This window comes from Arthrobacter sp. TJ-217 (assembly GCF_058269255.1).
In genome coordinates this window covers 312,259-333,205 of the sequence record NZ_JBZCNJ010000005.1, presented here as the reverse complement: position 1 = coordinate 333,205, position 20,947 = coordinate 312,259, and the positions used below count along the sequence as shown (strand labels likewise).

The following is a 20,947-nucleotide window of genomic DNA, read 5'->3' as shown; positions in this document are numbered from 1 at the left end:
GGGTCAGCTGCCCGCCTGGTCGAAATAGGCCTGCGCGCCCGGGCAGGTGTCAACGTAGGGAACTTCCCCGGCCGTTGCGGCGTCGAGCTCCTCGGCCGCCGGGTGCACCTGGACGAGGGCCTCCTCGTTGTCGAAGATCGCCGCTGTGATGTCCTGCTGAAGCTGCTCGTCCATCTCCGGGCTTGCCACGAGGATGTTCGGCGAGGCAATTGCGGGGACGGCCTCCGTCTGGCCCTCATAGGTGTCCGCAGGGATCTCCTCCTCCACGTAATACTCGCCGTACTTCGACGCCAGCTGCTCGGCGTATTGGCCGATCGGCAGGAGCACCATGTCTCCGTCACTTGCCAGATCGATCAGTGCGCCCGTGGGAAGGCCTCCGGACCAGAACCCGGCATCGATGGTGCCATCGCGCAGGGCCGCGACGGTTTCGGCGGCGCCGAGCTGCCTACGTTCCACACCCTCGGGGTCGACGCCCGCGGCTTCGAGGATGCGCAGCGCCGCGACTTCGGTGGCCGAGCCCGGTGCGCCGACCGAAATGACCTTTCCTTTCATGTCCTCGACCGACTCGATGCCTGTGCCGTCAACGCTGACTGCCTGCATGAAATTGTTGTATATATTCCCCAGTGAGCATATTTCGATGGAATTGCCGTCGAACTCGCCGACGCCCTCGACCGCGTCCGACACCACGTCCCCGACCGCGAACGCGAGCTGGGCAGAGCCGTTCTGGATCAGCAGCATGTTGTCCACCGAGGCGTTGGTCTCCTGGACGGTGGCGTCGTAGCCCTCGACATTGTCCCTGATGACTGTGGCGAAACCGCCGCCGAGCGGGTAATAGACGCCTCCGGTCCCGCCGGTGGCGATCGAGAGAGTGCCTCCTTCGCCGCCGGCCGCACCTCCGCCGTCGCCGCCGTCACCGCCGGGGGTGGGGCTGCCACAGGCGGCCAGGAAGAGGCTTGGCGCAAGGACGGCGGCGGCCGCCAGGCGGAGCCTGCGGTGGTGCCGTCGGCCGGAGTTGGGCGCGGTAGTCATGAGATCTCCCTTGATCTTGGTTCTTCCGGAGGGGCCTGTGCTGAATGGGGTGGCTGCGTGATCCGCCTGTGCGGAAGCTGCCTCTGCTGCTCCAGCTGCCCACGGGCCGTGCCGATCCCGGGTCCGCCCCTCGGGCATGCGGCTGCCACAGGGCGTGCGCATGACATCGGGACCGCCGCGGGTATCCATGTGGATAATGTATACAATATGGGCCCGGCGTGTAACCCCGGTCACACAATCCGGGGGCTGCAGCCTCTTTTGGGCAGCATCTTGCGCCCGGGCAGACGCGGTGCTAGGCGGTCGGTTCAGCCGGCGGTAAGGAAGGTGCGCAATGCAGCGACGGCGTGGTCGCGGTGTTCATCGAGCATCGCGACAAGGCGGTCGGCGTCCCCGTCGGCGAAGGCCTTGACGATGAGGGTGTGTTCACGCTCAACCCGGCTCCGGTTCGCTTCAACGCCGTAATAGACGAAGCGGTAGGCGTCGGTTGCATCCCAGAGCACCCGCACGAGCCGCTCCAGGCGCGGCATCCCCGCGGCGGTGATCAACACAAAGTGGAAACGGCGGTTCGCCTCGGTCATTTTCAGCAGGTCCACCGCAGAACTCGCAGCTTCGACGGCCCCGGCGGCCTGCTCCATCTCCTGGAGCACACCCTTCGGGTTCCGGGCCACGGCCGCACGGGCCGCTTCCGCCTCGAGCAGTTGCCTGATCCGGTACACCTCAAGGAGGTCGTTCAGTGACAGTTTTGCCACCTTGTAGCCGCGGTGCGGTTCGTAGACCACCTGGCCCTCGCCCTCGAGGATTTTCAGCGCCTCGCGCAGGGGAACCCTGCTGACACCGAAACGCTCGGCCAGGGCCTCTTGGCGAAGCGGCTGCCCCGGAAGGAGCTCACCTGCGATGATGGTCCGGCGAAGCTGGGCCAGGACGAATGCCTGCGCCGTCGGCGGCCGCGCTTCCGCTTTCCGTGGGTGCACGCCTAGTCCGGCCTGCCCGTTCGATGTGCTCGCATCACGATCGAAACTTTAGTCCACATTCCTTCCCCTGATCGGGTAAGTCAGCCGAGTTTCGAAGGGCTTCCGGTGGGGGAGGATTCAAGTTCTCCGGGCCCGGCAATGTGCTCGCTTCCCCGGTACCGGGCTATGGCGCTCATCCCGTGGAAGATGACCAACGCGGCGGCCGTACCGAGCGCAATGCCGGCGAAGGTCAGGTTCCCGATGGTCCACGTGAAGTCCGCGATTCCGATGACGAGGGCGACGCCGGCTGTTGAGAGGTTGATCGGGTTCGAGAAATTGACCTGGTTCGAAACCCAGATGCGGACCCCGAGGACGCCGATCATGCCGTAGAGGACGACGCCGGCGCCACCGAGCACGCCTGGGGGAACGGTGGCGATGAGCGCCCCGAACTTCGGGAAGAGGCTCAGCAGCACCGCCACGATCCCGGCCACCCAGTAGGCGGCGGTCGAGTAGACGCGTGAAGCGGCCATGACGCCGATGTTCTCGGCATAGGTCGTGGTTCCGGAGCCGCCGCCGGCGCCGGCGATCATCGTGGCGACCCCGTCTGCCATCAGCGCCCGCCCGGTCACCGGGTCGAGGTCGGTGTGTGTCAGGGCTGCCACCGATTTCACGTGGCCGATGTTCTCCGCAACAAGGACAAGCACTACGGGAAGGAACAGGCCAACCACCGAGAGGTGGAACTCGGGGGCCTGGAATTCGGGGAGCCCAACCCACGCCGCCTCGCGGATCACGGCGAAATCGACCTCACCGCGGAGCACCGCGACGAGGTAGCCCACAAGAACGCCGATCAGGATTGATAACCGGCCCAGGATCCCCCGGAACAGCACAGTGACAAGCAGGATCGCCAGGATGGTCGCGACTGCGGTCACCGCGCCCTGTTCAACGCTCGCCTTCGCCGTCGGCGCAAGGTTAAGCCCGATCAGTGCGACGATCGCGCCCGTCACGACCGGCGGGAGGACAACCGAAATCCACCGCGATCCAGCCCTGTGCACAACGAACCCGATGAGGGCGAGGGCGGCCCCGGCCATCACGATGCCGCCAAGTGCTCCAGCGGCCCCGTGCTGGCTCTGCGCCGCGGCAATGGGGGCGATGAACGCGAAGCTCGAACCAAGGTAGCTTGGCACCCGTCCGGCCGTGATGATCAGGAACAGGATCGTGCCGATCCCCGAGAACAGCAGCGTCGTCGACGGCGGAAAACCGGTGATCAGGGGAACGAGGAAGGTCGCACCGAACATCGCGACGACGTGCTGGGCGCCGATGCCGATGGTCCGGGGCCAGCTCAGCCTTTCCTGCGGGGCAACGAAGCCGCCCGGGGTTACCTGTTTCCCGTCGCCGTGAAGTCTCCAGCCGGTTCCCAGTGCGCTCATGGCGGTGCCTTCCAAAGGGGTGGGGTGGTCTGGGCAATCTTATCCTCCGGCCGTGGACAACGTGTTACGTTGCTCTCCTACCATCGCGGGAGGACCGATTCATGGGGCTAAGCAGCCGGGCCGGCACATATTTTTCACGGACGTTCCCGCGGAAGGCGCGCCCGGACGCCGGCGGGCCCCCCTTCTCCGTCCGGGGAGGGGTGGTCCTCGTGACCGGGGCGGCAATGGGAATGGGCCGGCTCTACGCGGAGCGGGCAGTGCGCGACGGTGCATCCGCCGTGGTCCTCTGGGACATCGACGCCGAAGCGCTCAGCGCCACTGCCGCGGCGCTCGCGGACCGGGGTTCCGCAGTCACCGCCTATCCGGTCGACATCTCCTCCCTCGATGAGGTGCGCATGGCAGCCGCTGAGGTGCTGGAGCAGGTCGGGGTTCCGGATGTGCTGATCAACAACGCCGGAATCGTGCGCGGCAGCTATTTTTGGGAGCACTCCCACGAGGAGGACATCGCCCGCATCATGAACGTCAATGCGCTCGCGCCAATGCACATCACGCGGGAATTCCTGCCGGCCATGATGCGCCGTGAGGCTCCGGCAAGGATCCTGAACATCGCCTCCGCCTCGGGAACCCTCTCCGTTCCCCGGATGAGCGTCTACACCGCCTCCAAATGGGCGGTTATTGGATGGAGCGACTCGCTTCGGCTCGAACTCGCCGCCCGGCACCCCGGGATCCGGGTGACCACCCTGATCCCCAGCTACATCCGGACCCCCATGTTCGAAGGCGTGAGCGCCCCGCTCCTCACCCCGCTGCTCGAGCCCGGGACGGTCGTCGACCGCGCCTGGCAGGCGATGCTCGAGGGGCGGGCACGCCTGCAGCTGCCCTGGACGGTCATGCTGGGCAGCGCCCTGCGCGGGCTGCTTCCCCAGCCCGCCTGGGACGCCGTCGCGGGACGGCTCTTCCGGGTTTACCGGTCGATGGACACCTTCACCGGACGCCCTCCGCAACCGGCAACGCCCGCCGGAAAGGTTTCCCGGTGAGCGCGGAGGCCGTCGTCAACGGACTGCGAAGCACCTTCGTCTCGGGCAGCACCCGCCCGCTTCCGTGGCGGCGGGCGCAGCTCCAGGCCCTGCTGCGGATGCTCGACGAGCGCGCCGACGACTTCACCGAAGCCCTCGGCGCCGACCTCGGGAAGAGCCCGACCGAGAGCTTCATTTCCGAACTGGCGCTGGTTCGGGCCGAGGCAAAACATGCCCTCAAGCATCTCGCCGCGTGGTCCGCTTCGGTGCGCGTGCCCGTCCCCGCCGGCCTCCAGCCCGCCCGGGCAAGAATCACCCCGCAGCCCCTGGGCGTGGCATTGATCATCGCCCCCTGGAACTACCCCGTGCAGCTCGTGCTCGCCCCGCTCGTCGGAGCGCTCGCCGCCGGAAACTGCGCGGTGCTCAAGCCGAGCGAGCTGGCTCCGGCCAGCTCGGCGGTGCTTGCCCGGTTCATCCCCGAGTACCTCGACCCCGCCGCCGTCACTGTTATGGAAGGAGGCAGGGAAGCCACGTCGGAACTTCTCGAGCAGCCCTTCGACTCCATCTTCTTCACCGGGGGAGAGCGCGTGGGCCGGATCGTCCTTGAGGCCGCCGCCCGGCACCTCACGCCGGTGACGCTCGAGCTTGGCGGGAAATCCCCGGCCGTCGTGATCGACGGAGACCTCGACGCCACGGCCCGCCGCCTGGTGCAGGGGAAGTTCCTCAACGCGGGGCAGACCTGCGTGGCCCCCGACTACGTCCTCACCACCCCCGAGCTCGAGCCCCGGCTGGTGCAGGCCCTGCGCCGGGCGCTGGCGGAATTCTACGGCGAAGACCCCTCACGCTCGCCGGACTACGGGCGGATCGTCAACGACGGTCATGTCGACCGGCTCACCGGGCTCCTGCGGGACGGCGAGGTGGCGGTCGGCGGCCGGCACGACCGCGCCACCGGCTACATCGAACCCACGGTCCTGACGGGGGTCTCACCGGACTCCGCGCTGATGCAGGATGAAATCTTCGGCCCCCTCCTGCCGGTCCTGACGGTGCCGGACCTGCAGGCCGCAGTCCGGTTCATCACTGCCCGGCCAACACCGCTGGCGGCGTACCTGTTCAGCAACAGCGCCGAGCAGCGCAGGGCCTTCGAGGAATCGGTGCAGGCCGGTGGGATCACCCACAACGCGTGCCTCGTCCAGCTGGCGGTCCCGGGGCTTCCTTTCGGGGGAGTGGGCGCCAGCGGCACCGGCAGCTATCACGGACGGCAGGGCTTCGACACCTTCAGCCAGCGCAGACCGGTGTTCACCAAGGACACCGGTATCGACACGCTGAAGGTCGCGTACCCGCCGTTCGGCCCGCTGAAGCGGCTGCTGCTGCGACGGGTGATCTGACGCGGACAGTGGCCGCCGGCGATTGTGCAGTTCACCACGGTACGGCTCAGTTGAAGCGTGGTGATCTGCGGATTCGGCGGCTTAGGGGACTCCGAACCGCCGGGGCCGCCCCGATCAGGCGCCGATGACGCCGTCCACAAGTGCCTTCGCCTCGGCCTGCACCTGCTTGAGGTGGCCTTCCCCCTTGAAGGATTCGGCGTAGATCTTGTAGACATCCTCCGTGCCCGAGGGACGGGCGGCGAACCACGCGTTTTCCGTTGTCACCTTCAGCCCACCCACCGGGGCGCCGTTGCCGGGGGCCTCGGTGAGCCGTGCCGTGATTTCCTCACCGGCGAGGGTCGTGGCCGTGACATCGGAGGGTGAAAGCTTCCCGAGGGCCGCCTTCTGCTCCCGGCTCGCCGCCGCGTCGATCCGGGCGTAAACCGGGGCGCCGAAGCGCTCGGTGAGGCCTGCATAGTGCTGCGACGGGGTTTTGCCAGTGACGGCGGTGATCTCCGAGGCAAGCAGCGCGAGGAGGATGCCGTCCTTGTCGGTGCTCCACGGTGAACCGTCCTGGCGCAGGAAGGAAGCCCCTGCCGATTCCTCCCCGCCGAAGGCCACCTCACCGGAGAGCAGGCCGGGGACGAACCACTTGAAGCCCACGGGGACTTCGACGAGCACCCGGCCCAGGTCGGCGGCGACGCGGTCGATGATCGACGACGAGACAAGGGTCTTGCCGATGACGGCGTCGGGCCGCCAGGAGGGCCGGTTGCGGTACAGGTAGTCGATCGCCACGGCGAGGTAATGGTTGGGATTCATCAGCCCGCCGTCGGGGGTGACGATACCGTGCCGGTCGGCGTCGGCGTCGTTGCCGGTGGCGATCCCGAATTCGGCGGCCCGGGCAATCAGGGACGCCATCGCGGCCGGAGAGGAGCAGTCCATCCGGATCTTCTCGTCCCAGTCGAGCGTCATGAACGCGAACTGCGGATCGACCGTGGGGTTGACGACCGTCAGGTTCAGGTTGTGGCTTTCAGCGATCGCCCCCCAGTAGTCGACCGAGGCGCCGCCCATCGGGTCGGCGCCGATTGAAAGGCCGGAGGCCCTGATGGCGTCGAGGTTGAGCACGCTGGGAAGGTCCTCGACGTAGCTCTGGAGGAAGTCATAGCTTCCGATGCCGTCGGCCTGCTGCGCCTGCGCCAAGGGGGTGCGGCGCACCCCGCTCAGCCCGCCCTCGAGCAGTTCGTTGGCCCGGGCGGCAATCCAGTTCGTTGCATCGGATCCGGCCGGTCCGCCGTGGGGAGGGTTGTACTTGAAGCCGCCGTCCGCCGGGGGGTTGTGCGAGGGCGTGATCACGATGCCGTCGGCCTGGTCGGGGTTGCCGGCGTTGTTGTAGGCCAAGATGGCGTGCGATACGGCCGGTGTGGGCGTGAAGGCGCCCCGGGCGTCGATGCGCACCGTCACGTTGTTCGCCGCGAGCACTTCGAGCGCGGTGTTCTGTGCCGGCTCCGAGAGCGCGTGGGTGTCCTTCCCCATGAACAGCGGCCCGGTGATGCCCTGCCCCGACCGGTATTCGACGATCGCCTGCGTGATCGCGGCGATGTGGCCCTCATTGAACGAGGCCTTGAGCGACGACCCGCGGTGCCCGGAGGTGCCAAAGGCAACACGCTGCACCGGGTCCGAGAGATCGGGGACCACGTCGAAATACGCGTCGAGGAGGGCTGTGACGTCTACAAGGTCGCTGGGTAGGGCAACGGTGCCCGCTCGGTTAGCCATGGGAACAGCATGCCAAAGAACTGCCGCAAATACAGCCGAAGTTCCGATGCGCCTCTAACCGGCGCGGCAGGCGCATCGTAAGTATGCTGAAAAAGACCACCCGGCCGGGTCGTCCCCTTCGAGAGAGGAAGCATCATGACGGACAGCGGCAGCGAAAACGCAGGCGAAGCGAACATGGACCCCGACGAAAAGGGGGCCGAAGCCGCAGGCAACACGGACGAGGTCGACGCGGGGTACGGCGGCCCGGACCCGGAGGCCGAGGTGGCCCCGGGCTTCGACGGGGGCTCAGCCGACGGCAAGGACGACCGGTAGGGCGCACCCGCTTTCGCTAAAGGACCGCCTCGAGCTGCGCGGCGACCGCGAGCAGCTGCGCCTCGGCGCTTGGCCTGCCGATGAGCTGGATTCCCATTGACAGGCCCTCCGGGGTACGCAGCGTCGGAGCCGTCAGGGCCGGAAGCCCGGACACGTTGACCATCGACGTGAACGGTGAGTACTGGCACTGCCGCTCGTAGTCCGCGTCGGCGTCGGCGCCCGTGTACCAGCCGATCGGGCGCGGAGTCAGCCCCAGCGCAGGGGTCAGGATCATGTCGTACCCGGCGTACTGGCGGATGGTTTCGGTTTCGAACTGGCGCAGGACGTCGATGGCGGCAGCCAGTTCGCCCGCGCCGCGGGCCAGCGCCCGGGCGCGCATCGTGCGGGCAAGGGGAGTCAGCCGGGCCTCGCGCCCCGCGGGGATCGGGACGTTGGCCAGGGAAGCGGTCCACACCGTCTGGAACGCCTCGTGGTAGCGGGGGTCGTACGTGAGCGGGGCTTCGACGACGTCGTGCCCCGCCCGCCCCAGGGCGGCGATGCCCGCCTCAAGTGCTGCGGTGGAGGGCTGGTCGAGGTTGATCGCGAAGGCGCTGGCAAAGGGGGAAAGCGTGCTGACCCCGATCCGGAACCTGCCCTCGGCCCGCAGCGCCGCCTCCAAGAAGGTTCCTTCGGCGGGTGGGGCGGCGCTCAGGGGGCGGTGGTTGGGCTCATTGACCAGCGCATCGAGAAGCAGCGCCGCATCGGCGGCGCTGCGGGCGAGCGGCCCCGCGACAACGAACTGGCCCAGATCAGCCTGCCCCGACCCCGACGGGACCCGCCCGCGGTTGGGCTTCAATCCCACAAGGCCCGTGGCGGAGGCGGGGATCCTCACTGAGCCGCCTCCATCGGTGCCCGGAGCAAAAGGAATCATCCCCGCGGCAACCGCCGCAGCGCTGCCGCCCGAGGACCCCCCGGGGCTCAGTGCCGGATTTAGCGGGTTGCGTGAAGGGGCGGCGATGAGGTTCTCGCTGTGGGAGCTCAGGCCGAATTCCGGAACCTGCGTCTTTCCGAGGCTGATCGCGCCTTCACGGCGCAGGACTGCGGCGAGCGGAGAATCGGCCGCGGCGGTCACCGCATCGAGGGCGGCCGTTCCGGAGGTGGTTGGAACACCGGCGACGTCGGTCAGGTCCTTGTGGGCAAGGGGAAGGCCGTGCAGCGAGGGCAGGTTTTCCCCTGCGGCGCGGCGTCTGTCCGCGGCATCCGCCTCGGCCAGCGCCAGGTCGTGCGTGACGGTGACGAATGAGCCAAGGGCGGGGTTCAGCTCGTCTATGCGCCGGAGGTAATGTTCGGTCAGCTCGCGGGCCCCGACTTCGCCCGCGGCCAGAGCCCTGCGGAGAGAGAGTGCGGAGAGTTCGTGCAGTTCGCTCATGTCCGCTCCCTTCCTTTCCGCGGCGAAGAACCCCACGGTCTGGAGGAGCCGCGGTGGGAGGCCGGTGCGCCTTGGGCGCGGTCCGCTCCCACTATAGGCTGGGAGGGCCGCCTTCGAGCCCAGGAGCCTCCCGCAGTTCGGGCGGTTGGTGCGGTCAGGCCATTGGAGCAGGCGAGGAATAGGAGCAACAGGTGAGCGAAGTAGAAAACGTGTCGGTGGAGTCCCTCTCCGCGGACGCAAGGATCCTCGATGTCCGCGAGGACTATGAGTGGGAGGCCGGCCACGTCGACGGCGCCCTCCACATCCCCCTGGACCAGCTTCCGGAGCGCCTTGACGAGCTGGATCCGGACGAGGACATTTCGGTGATCTGCCGATCCGGGGGCCGGTCGCACCGCGCGGCTTCCTGGCTTGCCGCAAACGGGTATTCGGCAGTTAATGTCACCGGCGGAATGGGTGCCTGGTTCGAAGCGGGGAAACCGATGGTCGCTGAAAGCGGCAAGGAGCCAACGGTTCTGTGAGGACCGGCCTGTGATCCCCGAGACCGTACCCGGCGGGACGGATTTCGGGTTTTCCTCCTATGCCTATCTCGGCCCGGAAGGCACCTTCACCGAGGCGGCCCTCCTCCAGGTGCCCGGCGCAGAGGGCAGTGAGCGGGTTCCCGCGTCGACCGTGAGCGCGGCGCTGGAACTGGTGCGCTCCGGCCGGGTCGAGGCGGCAATGGTCCCCATCGAGAACTCGGTGGAGGGCGGGGTGACCGCAACCCTCGACGCCATAGCCGTTGGCGAGCCGCTGCGGATCGTCCGCGAGGAGCTCGTGCCGATCACCTTCGTGCTTGCCGCGTCCCCCGGAGCCGGACTGGCCGGGATCACGCGGATCGCAACGCACGGGCATGCCTGGGCGCAGTGCCGGGGCTGGGCCGATCAAAACATTCCAAAATCTGAATACGTTCCGGCGTCGTCGACGGCGGCCGCGGCCCTAGGCCTGCGATCCGGCACCGCCGACTACGACGCTGCGATCTGCTCCCCCCTGCTGGCGCGGCGCCTCGGACTTGAAATCCTCGCGGAGGACATCGGCGACATCGCCGATGCGGTGACCCGCTTCATCCTGGTCAGCCGGCCGACCGTGCTTCCGCCCCCGACCGGTGCCGACAAGACCTCCCTCGTGATTCCCCTCCCGGAGGACCACCCGGGGGCGCTGATGGAGATCCTCGACCAGTTCGCGGCGCGGGGGGTCAACCTCAGCCGCATCGAGTCGCGACCCACCGGGCAGTTCCTTGGTGACTACTTCTTCAGCATCGACGCGGACGGCCATGTCGCTGACGCACGGGTTGCCGACGCTTTGAAGGGGCTGCACCGCATCAGCCCGAACCTGCGCTTCCTTGGCTCCTACGCGCGGGCCGACCGGCGCCCCCACACCGTCGCGCCGCGCACCTCGGATGCGGCGTTCACCGCCGCCGACGGTTGGGTGGCGGCCATCCTTTCGGGACTGGGCCGGCACAAAACAAAGTAGGCTTACCATTATCGGGTAGTTTCCTTCTTCGGAGATGGGTGGCCGCTATGGTTCGACTGCGCCGCAGCAATTCCAACCGGCCCGGAATCACCCGGCGCCGCCATGGCAAGGGGTTCAGCTACCGCAGCCCCGACGGGTCGCTGCTGCAGGACCGGGACGAACTGCAGCGGATCCGGGACCTTGCCATCCCGCCGGCCTGGAAAGACGTGTGGATCGCCCCCTACGCCAACGGCCACGTCCAGGCGATGGGCACCGACGACGCCGGGCGTCGCCAGTACATCTACCACCCCGCGTGGCGCGAAAAGAAGGACCGCGAGAAGTTTGACCGCGCCCTCGACTTCGGGGCGCGCCTTCCCAGCGCCCGGCGCGTCGTCACCCAGCACCTGCGCAGCAACGGAACCACGAGGGAACGCGCCTTCGCCGCGGCCCTGCGGATCGTCGACGCCGGCGCCCTGAGGATCGGCTCGGCACAGTACGCGGAAGCGAACGGCTCCTTCGGGGTCACGACGCTGCGCGTTGACCATGTCTCGATCGACGGTCATGTCATTACCTTCCGCTTCCCGGGCAAGAGCGGCCAGCAGTGGGACACGACGCTCGAAGACGCCGATCTCGCCGCGGCGCTGCGTCCGATGATGCGCCGGGAGGAGGCGGACACGGTGCTCGCCTACCGGACGGCCGACGAAAAGTGGCACCGCGTTGACGGCTCCCAGCTCAACGAGTTCCTCCGCCAGGTCACCGGCGGAGGCTTCACCGCCAAGGACTTCCGCACCTGGCAGGCGACTGTTGTCGCCGCGATGGAGCTCGCCCGGCGGGACCTCAAGGCGACCAGCCGGACCGCCCGGCAGAAGGCCGTCGCCGAAACGATGCGGGCTGTCGCCGATCATCTTGGCAACACGCCCGCCGTCGCGCGCAGTTCCTACGTCGATCCGCGGCTCGTCGACCGGTTCATGAGCGGAGAGGTCATCCCCGTTGCGGGCTATTCGACCTCGGAACGGGCGGTCCGCGAGTTGCTGCAGGAGTGACCGGGCTTTCTCCACGCCGCATTCGTAAGTACGCTTACAACGGGTGTCCGGCGGACGCCCGACCTTCAACGAGAGGCAGCATGATGACTGACAGCGCTAGCGAAGGGCACATCGTGAATCCGAGCAAGGAAGACGGCCCCAACTCGGACCCGAACCGGCGCGGTGACATCGGGGACCAGGGCAATGACCTGCGGTTCGCCGAGGAGCAGCGGCTGATCAACCAGCAGGCCGAGCGCCACGGCGCCCAGGCCGCGGAGGTTGAGGACGGCGCCGCCGAGGGCAGCTTCACCAGTGCGGCGCCCGCCGGGAACGAGGGCGGTTACACGGGTTCTCAGAAGCCCGAAGAGGAAGGCGAGTACCCCGACAAGGACAAGCAGTTCCTCGACGCCCCCGAAGGCGAAGGCGAATACACCGACCGCGACCGGACGTAGCGGACGCCGGCCGGTCAGTCGGCCGGCCGGTCCGCTCCGGGCGCAGCCGCCCGGGCAAGGGCCGGCTCCGGCGGGCCGGCGGGAACCCGCACGACCAGCGCTCCGGGGTCAACGCGGGCCGTCACCGAGGTCACGGTCCCGGAAAGGTCGCCGTCGAGCTGGGTGCCGGTCGGCTCCGCGGTCCACACCGTCACTTCCCGGGCGCGGTAGTACTTGATGACGGGAATCGCCCCCCGGTGCCGAAAGACGATCTTCCCGGCAACCCAAAGCCACCCCAGCAGGCTGCGCGGGCTCATGACGACAACGTCGAGATACCCGTCATCGATGACTGAATCGGGGATGAAATCGATCCCCGCAGGCAGTTTCCCGCAGTTGGCGAACACCACGCTGCGCACCTTCCGGCTCTGCGGAGCGCCGCCGTCGAGGCTGATCGTGACCCGCTGGCGGCGCCCGGGCAGGAGCCGGACTCCGGCCTCGCTGTAGGCGAGCCAGCCAAGTTTCTCCTTGAGGTCGTCCCGGGTTGCCGCGACAACCGCGGCATCCAGGCCCACCCCGCCCATCACGAGGAACGGGAAGGTTGAGGCGAAGCCCGTGCGGTCGTTGCGCAGCTGCACGGTGGCCATGTCGATCCTGCGCTGGCTGCCGTGAAGGGCCGCCTCAAGGCAGCCGGCGATGTCGTTGTAGGGAAGGCCAAGGTTCCGGACCAGGAGGTTGCCCGTGCCGATCGGAAGCAGCGCAAGCGCCGCACCGCCGTGGGCGAGGGCCTGGGCGACGGCACGCACCGTACCGTCGCCGCCGGCGGCGATCACGACGTCGGCCCCCGCCTCGACGGCAAGCGCCGCCTGTCCGGTTCCGGGGTCGTCGACCGTCGTCTCAAGGACCAGCGGCGGATCCCACCCGGCGTCCGCGCACGCCTGCTCCACCAGGGCCCGCGTCGCGGCGGCGCCGAGCTTGACCGGGTTGAGGATGAGCGCCACCTTTTGGGGTCCCTCGGGCAGGGGAATCAGCGGGTGGACCGAGGCCGCGGGGGAGCGCTGGTAACTCAGCCGCCGCACAGCCCACCAGCTCTGCGCCGAGGCCGCAGCAGCCGAGCCCGCGGCGGCTAGGGCAAGCAGTTTAGGGCGCATAGTTTCCCCAGAGTACCGCGCACGCCGCGGCGGCGTCCGGGCGTTTCGCGCCGTTGGTACTCTGGGGAGGTGATCGATGTAAACGAGCTCCGCACCTTCCCTGACAAGTTCCGCACCTCACAGCGCGCCCGCGGTGCCGACGAGGGCCTGATCGAGGCGATCATCTCCGCCGACACGGCGCGCAGGGAAGCGGTGACCCGCTACGAGACGCTCAGGGCCGACCAGAATGCCTTCGGCAAGAAGGTGGCCGGGGCCAAGGGCGAGGAAAAGCAGGCGCTGCTCGCCGAGGTCAAGGACCTTGCGGGGCAGGTGAAGAAAGCCGCGGCCTGGGCCGAGGAGGCCAAGGCCGAACAGGAAGCGCTCGTGCGCCGGCTGCCGAACCTCATCGAGGACGGCGTGCCCGCAGGCGGCGAGGAGGACTTCGAGGTCCTGCGGACCGTCGGCGTCCCGCGCGACTTCACCGCAGAAGGCTTCGAACCGCGGGACCACCTTGAGATCGGCGAGTTGATCGGCGCAATCGACATGGAGCGCGGCGCGAAGGTCTCCGGCTCGCGGTTCTACTTCCTCAAGGGCGTCGGCGCCCGGCTGGAGCTTGCCCTGCTGCAGATGGCGATGGACCAGGCAATCCAGGCCGGCTTCGTCCCCATGATCACCCCCACCCTCGTCCGTCCGGAGACGATGCAGGGCACGGGCTTCGACATCGCCCACGACGCCGAAATCTACCGGCTGGCCGAAGACGACCTCTACCTCGTAGGCACGTCGGAGGTGGCACTGGCCGGTTACCACTCCGATGAAATCCTTGACCTCAGCGACGGCCCGGTGCGCTACGCCGGATGGTCATCCTGCTACCGGCGCGAGGCCGGATCCCATGGCAAGGACACCCGCGGCATCATCAGAGTCCACCAGTTCAACAAGGTGGAGATGTTCACCTACACGACAATCGAGGAGTCCTACGCGGAGCACCAGCGGCTTCTCGCGTGGGAAGAGGAGATGCTGGCGAAGGTTGAACTTCCCTACCGGGTGATCGACACGGCCGCCGGAGACCTTGGCATGTCGGCGGCCCGGAAGTTCGACTGCGAAGCCTGGATTCCCACCCAGGGGGCCTACCGGGAACTGACCTCAACCTCGAACTGCACCACGTTCCAGGCCCGGCGGCTCAACATCCGTGAACGCCAGAGCGGCGAAGGGGCAAAGGGAACGCGCGCGGTTGCAACGCTCAACGGCACTCTCGCCACAACCCGGTGGATCGTCGCGATCCTCGAGCACCACCAGAACCCCGACGGCTCCGTGCGGGTCCCCGAGGCACTTCGCCCGTATCTTAGCGGACTGGAAGTCCTGCCGGTACTGTGACACTGCTTATATCGGCCAACGGGGCTCATCTGGTTCACTAATGGGATGAATATTTCATTGGCTGGCATCGATGACCAGCCTCAGAACCGGAAAAAGCACATGGTGGCGCTCGACGTCGACGGCACCCTGGTCGATCATGACGGGTTCATGACCGAAGAGGTCCGCTCCGCCGCACAGGCGGTCATCGATGCGGGCCACGACATTATCATTTCAACCGGCCGGTCCCTCGGCGCCGCACTGCCGGTGCTCCGGGAGATCGGACTGACCCGCGGTTACGCGGTCTGCTCGAACGGCGGGGTCACCCTGTGCGTCGATCCGGACCTCCCACAGGGGTTCGAGGTCGTCGACAAGGTCACCTTCGATCCCCGGCCCGCCCTCACCGCACTGCGCGAACGCCTTCCCTCGGCCAAGTACGCGCTGGAGGACGACCAGGGCCGCTTCCTCGCCACGGAGAGCTTCCAGGACGCCAGCTTCGGCGCCGAAGCGCAGAACGTCGATTTCGACCAGATGCTTGCGGCGAACGCCGTGCGCGTCGTTGTCTTCAGCACCGACAGCACCGCCGAGGAATTCGGCAACGCCGTCGAGGCGATAGGGCTCCACGGTGTCACCTACTCCGTGGGCTGGACCGCGTGGCTGGACATCGCGGCCGCGGGCGTGACTAAGGCAAGCGCCCTCGAACTGCTGCGGCGCCGGCTCGGGGCCGACCCCGCACTCACCGTCGCGGTGGGCGACGGGCGCAACGACATCGAGATGCTCCAGTGGGCAGCCCGCGGAGTGGCAATGGGCCAGGCGCCCGAAGAAGTGAAGTCCGCGGCGACCGAGGTCACCGGCACCGTCTACGACGACGGCGCCGCCAAGGTGCTTCGCTCGCTGGTCTAGCAGGAGATCGAGCAGGACATCAAGCCCGACGCCGGAACGGCGCCGCAGGGGCCCGGTCCTCAGTAGGCGAGTGAAGCCGCGGGAAGCGCCGCGGGCCCGTGGGCGAGGTCGAGCAGCCGCGCCGCGGCAGGCCGGGTCGCGTGTTCCTCGATCCAATGGGAGCGCACGACGGCCTTGCTCACCGCCTGCGTGCTGATGCCCAGTTCCTGCGCAATGAGTTTCTGCTGTCCGCGTGCGCCAGGGGTCAGGAGGTCGAGGACGTTCCATTCGGCCCCGGTGCGGGTGTAGACGATATGCCCGAGCAGCCGCAGGACCGCTTCGGCCTCCGCGGCGATGTCCGAGTCCGGGCCCTCAACGGCAAGGGGGATGCGTTCGCCGGTCTTCTGGGCGCGGTTCACGGCGCGGCGCGCATAGACAAGCCCGTACCCCTCGGCGTCGACGATCCGCTCCGGCACCGGGGGGAGGACACCGCCGACGCCGATGCCCACGTGCCAGCGGCGGTAGCGGATGGCCCGGAGGGCGGCCTCAACCGCGGTCTGCGCGGAGTCGACGACGCCCTGGACCTCGTCCGCAACCGACCGCTGGAACGGTACGACCGCCGGCAGGTGACGGAATGCCCTGAGCAGCTCGGGGACCTGGTCGCCCACTTCACGCGAGTCCCGCTGGTTGATGGTGAGCACGTACAACATTGCTTCAGTATGGGTCACCACCTTCCAAAATCAACCCTTTTGCGTTGATCCGGCGCGGATGGCGGCAGCGCCGGAGAACGGCGGGACCACATCAGGGGCAGGCGGCAGGGGCGGGCGGCAGGGGCGGGCGGCACCCGCGCCGCCCACCCCTGTTCCGGGCTAGCGGCCTTCGGGAACCGCAGTTGCGTTGTCGGCTTCGGTGTCGACCTGGCGGCCCTGGGGCTCGTCTTCCTCGCTGCGCTCCCCGAGTGCCTTGAAGCGGGCAAGCGAGGCTTCAACCTCGGCTTCGGCTTCCTCGCGGCCGGCCCATTCAGCCGCTTCGACCCACTTGCCCGGCTCAAGGTCCTTGTACCGGGTAAAGAAGTGCTTGATCTCGTCGAGGAGGAAATCCGACACGTCGGAGAGTTCCTTGATCGAATCGAACCGGGGGTCCACCGGTACGCACAGCACCTTGGCGTCTCCACCGGCGTCGTCGGTCATGTTGAAGACGCCGATCGGACGGGACTCGACAAGCACGCCCGGAACCAGGTCGAAGTCCTGGAGCATCACGAGGGCGTCCAGCGGGTCGCCGTCCTCGCCCAGGGTGTTTTCGAAGTAGCCGTAATGGGTCGGGTACTGCATCGCCGTGAAGAGCACGCGGTCAAGGCGGAGGCGGTGGGTGTCGTGGTCGATCTCGTACTTGACGCGGGATCCCTTGGGGATCTCGATTGTGACGTCGAGCTTCATGGCAACTCCTCGGTAACGGCAGGTCGGTTCTTGGCAGATCGGAAAACAGCAGATGGGACACAGCGCTTGGAACAGCAGTCCGCGGACGCGCCGGTCTACTGTTTAACCCTTCCCGTTAAACATATCGGTCGGGCGCGGCTTCCCGGCATTTGTCGCCCTGCACCACTCCCGCCGGCCGACCGCGCCGCCGCCCGACCCGCCCGGAAGGACAGCCATGAAGCGCTCGACCCGCGCGCTGGGTGCGCTGCTGCTGGCCTGCGCGCTGACGGCGCTCGCCTTTCCGCTGGCCCTCCATGTCGGCCCGCCCGTCCTTGAAACCCTGAACCGGCCCGGCCCGCCAGCGCCACCGCCGGTCCCCGCCGTGCAGCGCCCGCCCGCCTCGTTGTCCGAGCCCGCCGTGGTGTCCGAACTGTCGGACACTGCCCCTGCACCTGCCCCCGGCGTTCTCGGACCGTTGCTCGACGCCGAGCTTGGCCTGCAGCACGGTGCCTTCACCGGCGTCGTGCGCGACGCGCGGACGGGAAAGGTGCTGTACGACCGCGCCGGCGCGGACCCCGTGCCCCCGGCGTCGAACATCAAGCTCTTCACCGCCGCCGCGGCGCTGACCCACCTGCGCCCCGAGGCGCGGCTGAAGACCTCGGTCTCCGTCCACCCCGATGGCGGCGTGCTTTACCTGCGCGGCGGCGGGGACGTCCTCCTGGGCGCCGGGGAATCAAAGCCGAACGCCGTAGTGGGGCGCGCGGGCCTGGCCACCCTCGCCGCCGAGACAGCGGCGGCGCTCGACCCGGAGTCGGGGCCGTACGCATTGTTCCTCGATGACACCTTCTTCCAGGGGGAGGCACTGAACCCCACGTGGGCCGCAGGCGACGTCGAAGCAGGGGAAGTCGCGCCCATCTACCCGCTGGCGGTCAACTCCGCCTGGCTCGACGAGGGAACAGACTCCGGTCCGCGCCACTCCGACGCCGCGCTCGCCGCGGCCGGTTCCTTCTCCCGGGCCCTTGTTGCAGCGGCCGCCGAGCGCGGGGTCGAGGTCCGGGCCGGCGTTGACCGCGGCGCCGCCCCGGCCACAGCTGAGGTCCTTGCCTCGGTGGAGTCGGCAACCATCGCCGCGCAGGTCGAACACATGCTCGTCGCCTCTGACAACTACCTGGCCGAAGCGCTGGCACGGGTCGCCGCCGAAGCGGCCGGCAGTCCCGCCTCCTTCGGCGGAGCGACCGACACAATGTCAGCGGCAGCGGCAGCACTCGGGGTGCCCGCCGACGGCATGCAATTCGGCGACGCCGCAGGGCTCTCCGTGCGCAACGCGGTATCCGCCGGCCAGCTGACGGACCTGCTGCGCGCCCTGGCGGTGAGCGACGACCCGGCCCTTGCCGGGCTGCTTGGCGCCCTGCCCATCGCTTCGCTCTCCGGAACCCTCGAGGAGCGCTTCACCGGCGGCGCTGAGACCGGAGCCGGGATCGTTCGTGCGAAAACCGGGACGCTGAGCGCTGTCTCGGCACTCAGCGGGCAGGTGGTCACAGGGGACGGGCGCCTGCTGGTGTTCTCCCTGATCGCCTCCGGGCTCGACGGGCATCTGGACGAAGCGCGGACGGCCGCCGACAACGCCGCGTCGGTGCTTGCCGCCTGTGGATGCAGGTGAGAGGACCGTCAGGACGGCGGCGGGGAAGCGGCGGGCCGGGGGATGTGGTCGAATAAGGACATGGAGAGCAACGAGCCGACCGTTCAGTCCAACCGACCACCCCGCCAGCTGGTGAACTGGGAGCTGGCCGCCGGCACCGCCGCGAGGCTCACCCCACCCGGGCCGGTCATGACCCCCCGGGAAATCGCAGTGGCAGTCGGGAACCTCAGGGCACTGGCCGACGCCTCGGTGAGCCACGTCCATTCGATCTCGCGCCTCGAGGCGGCCAGGGACCTTCACGACTCCGAACTGCTGATCGTCGACCGCGCCTCCTGGGCCAAGGCGAACGCGCAGAGCTTCAGGACGCTCATGGAACCGGCCCTCGACCACCTCGCTGAGACGAAACCCGAACTCTTCAAGACGGCCTCGATGAGCCTCGGCGGGACCATCACCGGGGCCCAGCTCGGCACCATCCTCGCCTTCCTCTCGAGCAAGGTCCTCGGGCAGTACGACCCCTTCGTCCCCTCACGCAACGGAACCGGCGGGCGGCTGCTCCTCGTTGCCCCGAACATCATCTCCGTCGAGCGCGAACTCAACGTCGACCCCTCCGACTTCCGGTTGTGGGTGTGCCTCCACGAGCAGACCCACCGCGTCCAGTTCGCCGCGGCCCCGTGGCTCAAGGACCACATGACCGGATCGATCTCCGAACTGACCTCGGGCCTGATGGGCAAGGCCGACACCCTCGCCGAACGCCTCGGCAACGCCGTGAAGACCCTCACCACCCGCGGCGGCCAGCCGGAGGAAGGGCCCGGGCGCGACGTCGGAATCCTCTCGATCCTGCAGGACCCCGAAGACAAGGCGCGGCTGTCCCACCTCACCGCCGTGATGAGCCTGCTCGAAGGCCACGCCAACGTGGTCATGGACGGGGTCGACTCGAGCATCGTGCCGACGGTGAAGACCATCCGCCGCCGCTTCAACGCCCGCGGGAAGTCCCGGGGGCCGCTCGAGAAGCTCATCCGCCAGGTCCTCGGCCTCGACGCCAAGATGCGCCAGTACAGCGACGGCTCCAAGTTCGTGCGGCGCGTTGTCGACCAGACCGGGATGGATGGCTTCAACCTGGTGTGGGAGGCCGAGGGGAACCTTCCCACCGAGCGCGAAATCCACGCCCCCGATGAATGGATCGACAGGATGAGCATCAGCCGGCATGGGTAGGCGCCCCCGGCTGAACCCCGTTGTCGGCACCGCCCGGAACCTGGTTGAGCGCTCGCTCGAGGATGTGCTCCTGCCGGCCGGGCAGGGCCGGCCCGGCGGGCCGCCCCCGGCAGGAAAGGACCTGCCGCTCGTGCTGGTGGCCTGCAGCGGCGGCCCCGACTCACTTGCCCTCGCCGCCGTCACCGCGCATTTCGCCTCGACCGGGCGCTGCAGGGTCGGCGCCGTGATCGTCGACCACGCGCTGCAGGAGGGAAGCCGCGCCGTCGCGCGGCGGGCGGCCGAACAGCTCACGGCGCTGGGGCTGAATCCCGTGGAGATCCGGGAGGTCGAAGTGCGTACCGAGGGGGTGGGGCCGGAGGCCGCGGCGCGGACCGCGCGGTATGCGGCGCTCGACGCGGCCGCCCACGACGCCGGTGCCGCCGCCGTCCTGCTCGGCCACACACTCGATGACCAGGCCGAACAGGTTCTCCTTGGCCTGGCACGCGGCTCCGGCACGCGCTCCCTCGCCGGCATGCCGCGGCGGAGGGGTGCCTACCGCAGGCCGATCCTCGACCTGCGCCGCTTCGACACCGAGGAGATCTGCGCCTTCTACGGGCTCGACCCGTGGCACGACCCGGCGAACTCCGATCCGTCCTTCGCCCGCTCCCGGGTGCGCGGTGTGGTGCTTCCCTGCCTCGAGGACCAGCTCGGGCCGGGAGTCGCCCCGGCGCTCCACCGCACCTCCCAGATCCTCGTGCAGGACGCGGAGTACCTCGACCAGCTCAGCGCCGAAGCCTACGCCCGGCTCCGGGTCGAGCGGGAGGGGCAGATCCTGCTTTCCGAGGCGGGCCTCCGCGACCTTCCGGCCTCACTGCGCCAGCGCGTGCTGGCCCTTGCGGCGGTCGACCTGGGCGGCTTCCAGCCCAGCTTCGAGCGGCTGCTTGCCGTCGAGTCCCTGCTCGCACGCCGCGGCTCGGCGGGCCCGGTGCAGCTCGGCGGAAATCTCTCCGCCTACCGCCAGGTGCGGGGCAAATCGGTTCTTCACGGGGACGCAGGCTATGGCAGTCTTATCCTAAGAAACAACCGTTCCGGCGCGGAGCCGCCGGGCCGTTCAACTCAGGAGTAACCG

General features: G+C 68.6%; 20 protein-coding genes. 12 read left to right on the top strand and 8 right to left on the bottom strand.

The window, feature by feature from the left end:
* Window positions 1-3 precede the first annotated feature (3 nt).
* The 3 genes from AC4D2R_RS11665 to AC4D2R_RS11655 form a co-directional block, all read right to left on the bottom strand.
* The gene (locus AC4D2R_RS11665; RefSeq protein ID WP_490940123.1) at window positions 4-1,029 is read right to left on the bottom strand and encodes a TAXI family TRAP transporter solute-binding subunit; all 1,026 of its coding nucleotides are present in this window, start codon (window positions 1,027-1,029) and stop codon (window positions 4-6) included.
* 305 nt (window positions 1,030-1,334) lie between these two features.
* Entirely contained in the window at window positions 1,335-2,000 is a 666-nt protein-coding gene (locus AC4D2R_RS11660; RefSeq protein ID WP_490940122.1) for a GntR family transcriptional regulator, read from the bottom strand.
* A gap of 80 nt (window positions 2,001-2,080) precedes the next feature.
* Window positions 2,081-3,406: a uracil-xanthine permease family protein gene (locus AC4D2R_RS11655; RefSeq protein ID WP_490940121.1), complete on the bottom strand. Its 1,326-nt coding sequence runs from the start codon at window positions 3,404-3,406 to the stop codon at window positions 2,081-2,083.
* Window positions 3,407-3,507: 101 nt separating this feature from the next.
* Here AC4D2R_RS11655 and AC4D2R_RS11650 point away from each other — a divergent pair, with 101 nt between their 5' ends.
* Together AC4D2R_RS11650 and AC4D2R_RS11645 are read left to right on the top strand one after the other, a co-directional pair.
* A complete protein-coding gene (locus tag AC4D2R_RS11650; RefSeq protein ID WP_490940120.1) occupies window positions 3,508-4,440 on the top strand; it encodes an SDR family NAD(P)-dependent oxidoreductase in 933 nt (310 codons plus the stop codon).
* The gene (locus AC4D2R_RS11645; protein WP_490940119.1) at window positions 4,437-5,804 is read left to right on the top strand and encodes an aldehyde dehydrogenase family protein; all 1,368 of its coding nucleotides are present in this window, start codon (window positions 4,437-4,439) and stop codon (window positions 5,802-5,804) included. Before AC4D2R_RS11650 ends, AC4D2R_RS11645 begins: the two co-directional genes overlap by 4 nt.
* A gap of 114 nt (window positions 5,805-5,918) precedes the next feature.
* Here AC4D2R_RS11645 and pgm read toward each other — a convergent pair whose 3' ends face one another.
* Window positions 5,919-7,556, bottom strand: a complete 1,638-nt coding sequence (gene pgm / locus AC4D2R_RS11640; RefSeq protein WP_490940118.1) for a phosphoglucomutase (alpha-D-glucose-1,6-bisphosphate-dependent) — start codon at window positions 7,554-7,556, stop codon at window positions 5,919-5,921.
* 135 nt (window positions 7,557-7,691) lie between these two features.
* On the opposite strand from pgm, the gene AC4D2R_RS11635 reads away from it, so the two are divergent.
* Window positions 7,692-7,868 carry a hypothetical protein gene (locus AC4D2R_RS11635; protein WP_490902914.1) on the top strand — a complete coding sequence of 59 codons (177 nt, stop codon included), beginning with the start codon at window positions 7,692-7,694 and terminating at the stop codon, window positions 7,866-7,868.
* Between the two features lie 16 nt (window positions 7,869-7,884).
* Here the strand turns inward: AC4D2R_RS11635 and AC4D2R_RS11630 are convergent, their stop codons facing one another.
* Entirely contained in the window at window positions 7,885-9,276 is a 1,392-nt protein-coding gene (locus AC4D2R_RS11630) for an amidase (protein WP_490940117.1), read from the bottom strand.
* Window positions 9,277-9,467: 191 nt separating this feature from the next.
* Here AC4D2R_RS11630 and AC4D2R_RS11625 point away from each other — a divergent pair, with 191 nt between their 5' ends.
* The 4 genes from AC4D2R_RS11625 (at window position 9,468) to AC4D2R_RS11610 (ending at window position 12,238) form a co-directional block, all read left to right on the top strand.
* Window positions 9,468-9,794 (top strand): rhodanese-like domain-containing protein, encoded by a 327-nt coding sequence (locus AC4D2R_RS11625; protein WP_490940116.1) that lies wholly within the window; start codon window positions 9,468-9,470, stop codon window positions 9,792-9,794.
* Between the two features lie 10 nt (window positions 9,795-9,804).
* Window positions 9,805-10,785, top strand: a complete 981-nt coding sequence (pheA, locus tag AC4D2R_RS11620; RefSeq protein WP_490940115.1) for a prephenate dehydratase — start codon at window positions 9,805-9,807, stop codon at window positions 10,783-10,785.
* Between the two features lie 47 nt (window positions 10,786-10,832).
* Window positions 10,833-11,807, top strand: a complete 975-nt coding sequence (locus AC4D2R_RS11615) for a DNA topoisomerase IB (protein ID WP_490940114.1) — start codon at window positions 10,833-10,835, stop codon at window positions 11,805-11,807.
* A gap of 83 nt (window positions 11,808-11,890) precedes the next feature.
* A complete protein-coding gene (locus tag AC4D2R_RS11610; RefSeq protein WP_490940113.1) occupies window positions 11,891-12,238 on the top strand; it encodes a hypothetical protein in 348 nt (115 codons plus the stop codon).
* Window positions 12,239-12,252: 14 nt separating this feature from the next.
* Here AC4D2R_RS11610 and AC4D2R_RS11605 read toward each other — a convergent pair whose 3' ends face one another.
* A complete protein-coding gene (locus AC4D2R_RS11605) occupies window positions 12,253-13,365 on the bottom strand; it encodes a diacylglycerol/lipid kinase family protein (RefSeq protein ID WP_490940112.1) in 1,113 nt (370 codons plus the stop codon).
* Window positions 13,366-13,434: 69 nt separating this feature from the next.
* Between AC4D2R_RS11605 and serS the strand changes: the two genes are divergently transcribed.
* Both serS and AC4D2R_RS11595 read left to right on the top strand, forming a co-directional pair.
* Window positions 13,435-14,715, top strand: coding sequence for a serine--tRNA ligase (gene serS / locus AC4D2R_RS11600; protein ID WP_490940111.1), 1,281 nt, complete (start codon window positions 13,435-13,437; stop codon window positions 14,713-14,715).
* 45 nt (window positions 14,716-14,760) lie between these two features.
* Entirely contained in the window at window positions 14,761-15,594 is an 834-nt protein-coding gene (locus AC4D2R_RS11595) for an HAD family hydrolase (protein ID WP_490940110.1), read from the top strand.
* Between the two features lie 59 nt (window positions 15,595-15,653).
* On the opposite strand, the gene AC4D2R_RS11590 is transcribed toward AC4D2R_RS11595, so the two are convergent.
* Both AC4D2R_RS11590 and AC4D2R_RS11585 read right to left on the bottom strand, forming a co-directional pair.
* Entirely contained in the window at window positions 15,654-16,280 is a 627-nt protein-coding gene (locus tag AC4D2R_RS11590; RefSeq protein WP_490940153.1) for a hypothetical protein, read from the bottom strand.
* 162 nt (window positions 16,281-16,442) lie between these two features.
* On the bottom strand, window positions 16,443-17,009 hold the full coding sequence (locus AC4D2R_RS11585; protein ID WP_490940109.1) for an inorganic diphosphatase: 567 nt from the start codon (window positions 17,007-17,009) through the stop codon (window positions 16,443-16,445).
* Window positions 17,010-17,223: 214 nt separating this feature from the next.
* Here AC4D2R_RS11585 and dacB point away from each other — a divergent pair, with 214 nt between their 5' ends.
* Genes dacB through tilS form a run of 3 tightly spaced genes read left to right on the top strand, consistent with a single transcriptional unit; the run spans window position 17,224 to window position 20,944 of the window.
* The gene (gene dacB / locus AC4D2R_RS11580) at window positions 17,224-18,648 is read left to right on the top strand and encodes a D-alanyl-D-alanine carboxypeptidase/D-alanyl-D-alanine endopeptidase (protein WP_490940108.1); all 1,425 of its coding nucleotides are present in this window, start codon (window positions 17,224-17,226) and stop codon (window positions 18,646-18,648) included.
* A gap of 60 nt (window positions 18,649-18,708) precedes the next feature.
* Window positions 18,709-19,839: a zinc-dependent metalloprotease gene (locus tag AC4D2R_RS11575; RefSeq protein WP_490940107.1), complete on the top strand. Its 1,131-nt coding sequence runs from the start codon at window positions 18,709-18,711 to the stop codon at window positions 19,837-19,839.
* A complete protein-coding gene (gene tilS, locus AC4D2R_RS11570) occupies window positions 19,832-20,944 on the top strand; it encodes a tRNA lysidine(34) synthetase TilS (protein WP_490940106.1) in 1,113 nt (370 codons plus the stop codon). The genes AC4D2R_RS11575 and tilS overlap by 8 nt, the downstream gene beginning before the upstream one ends.
* Window positions 20,945-20,947: the final 3 nt, after the last annotated feature.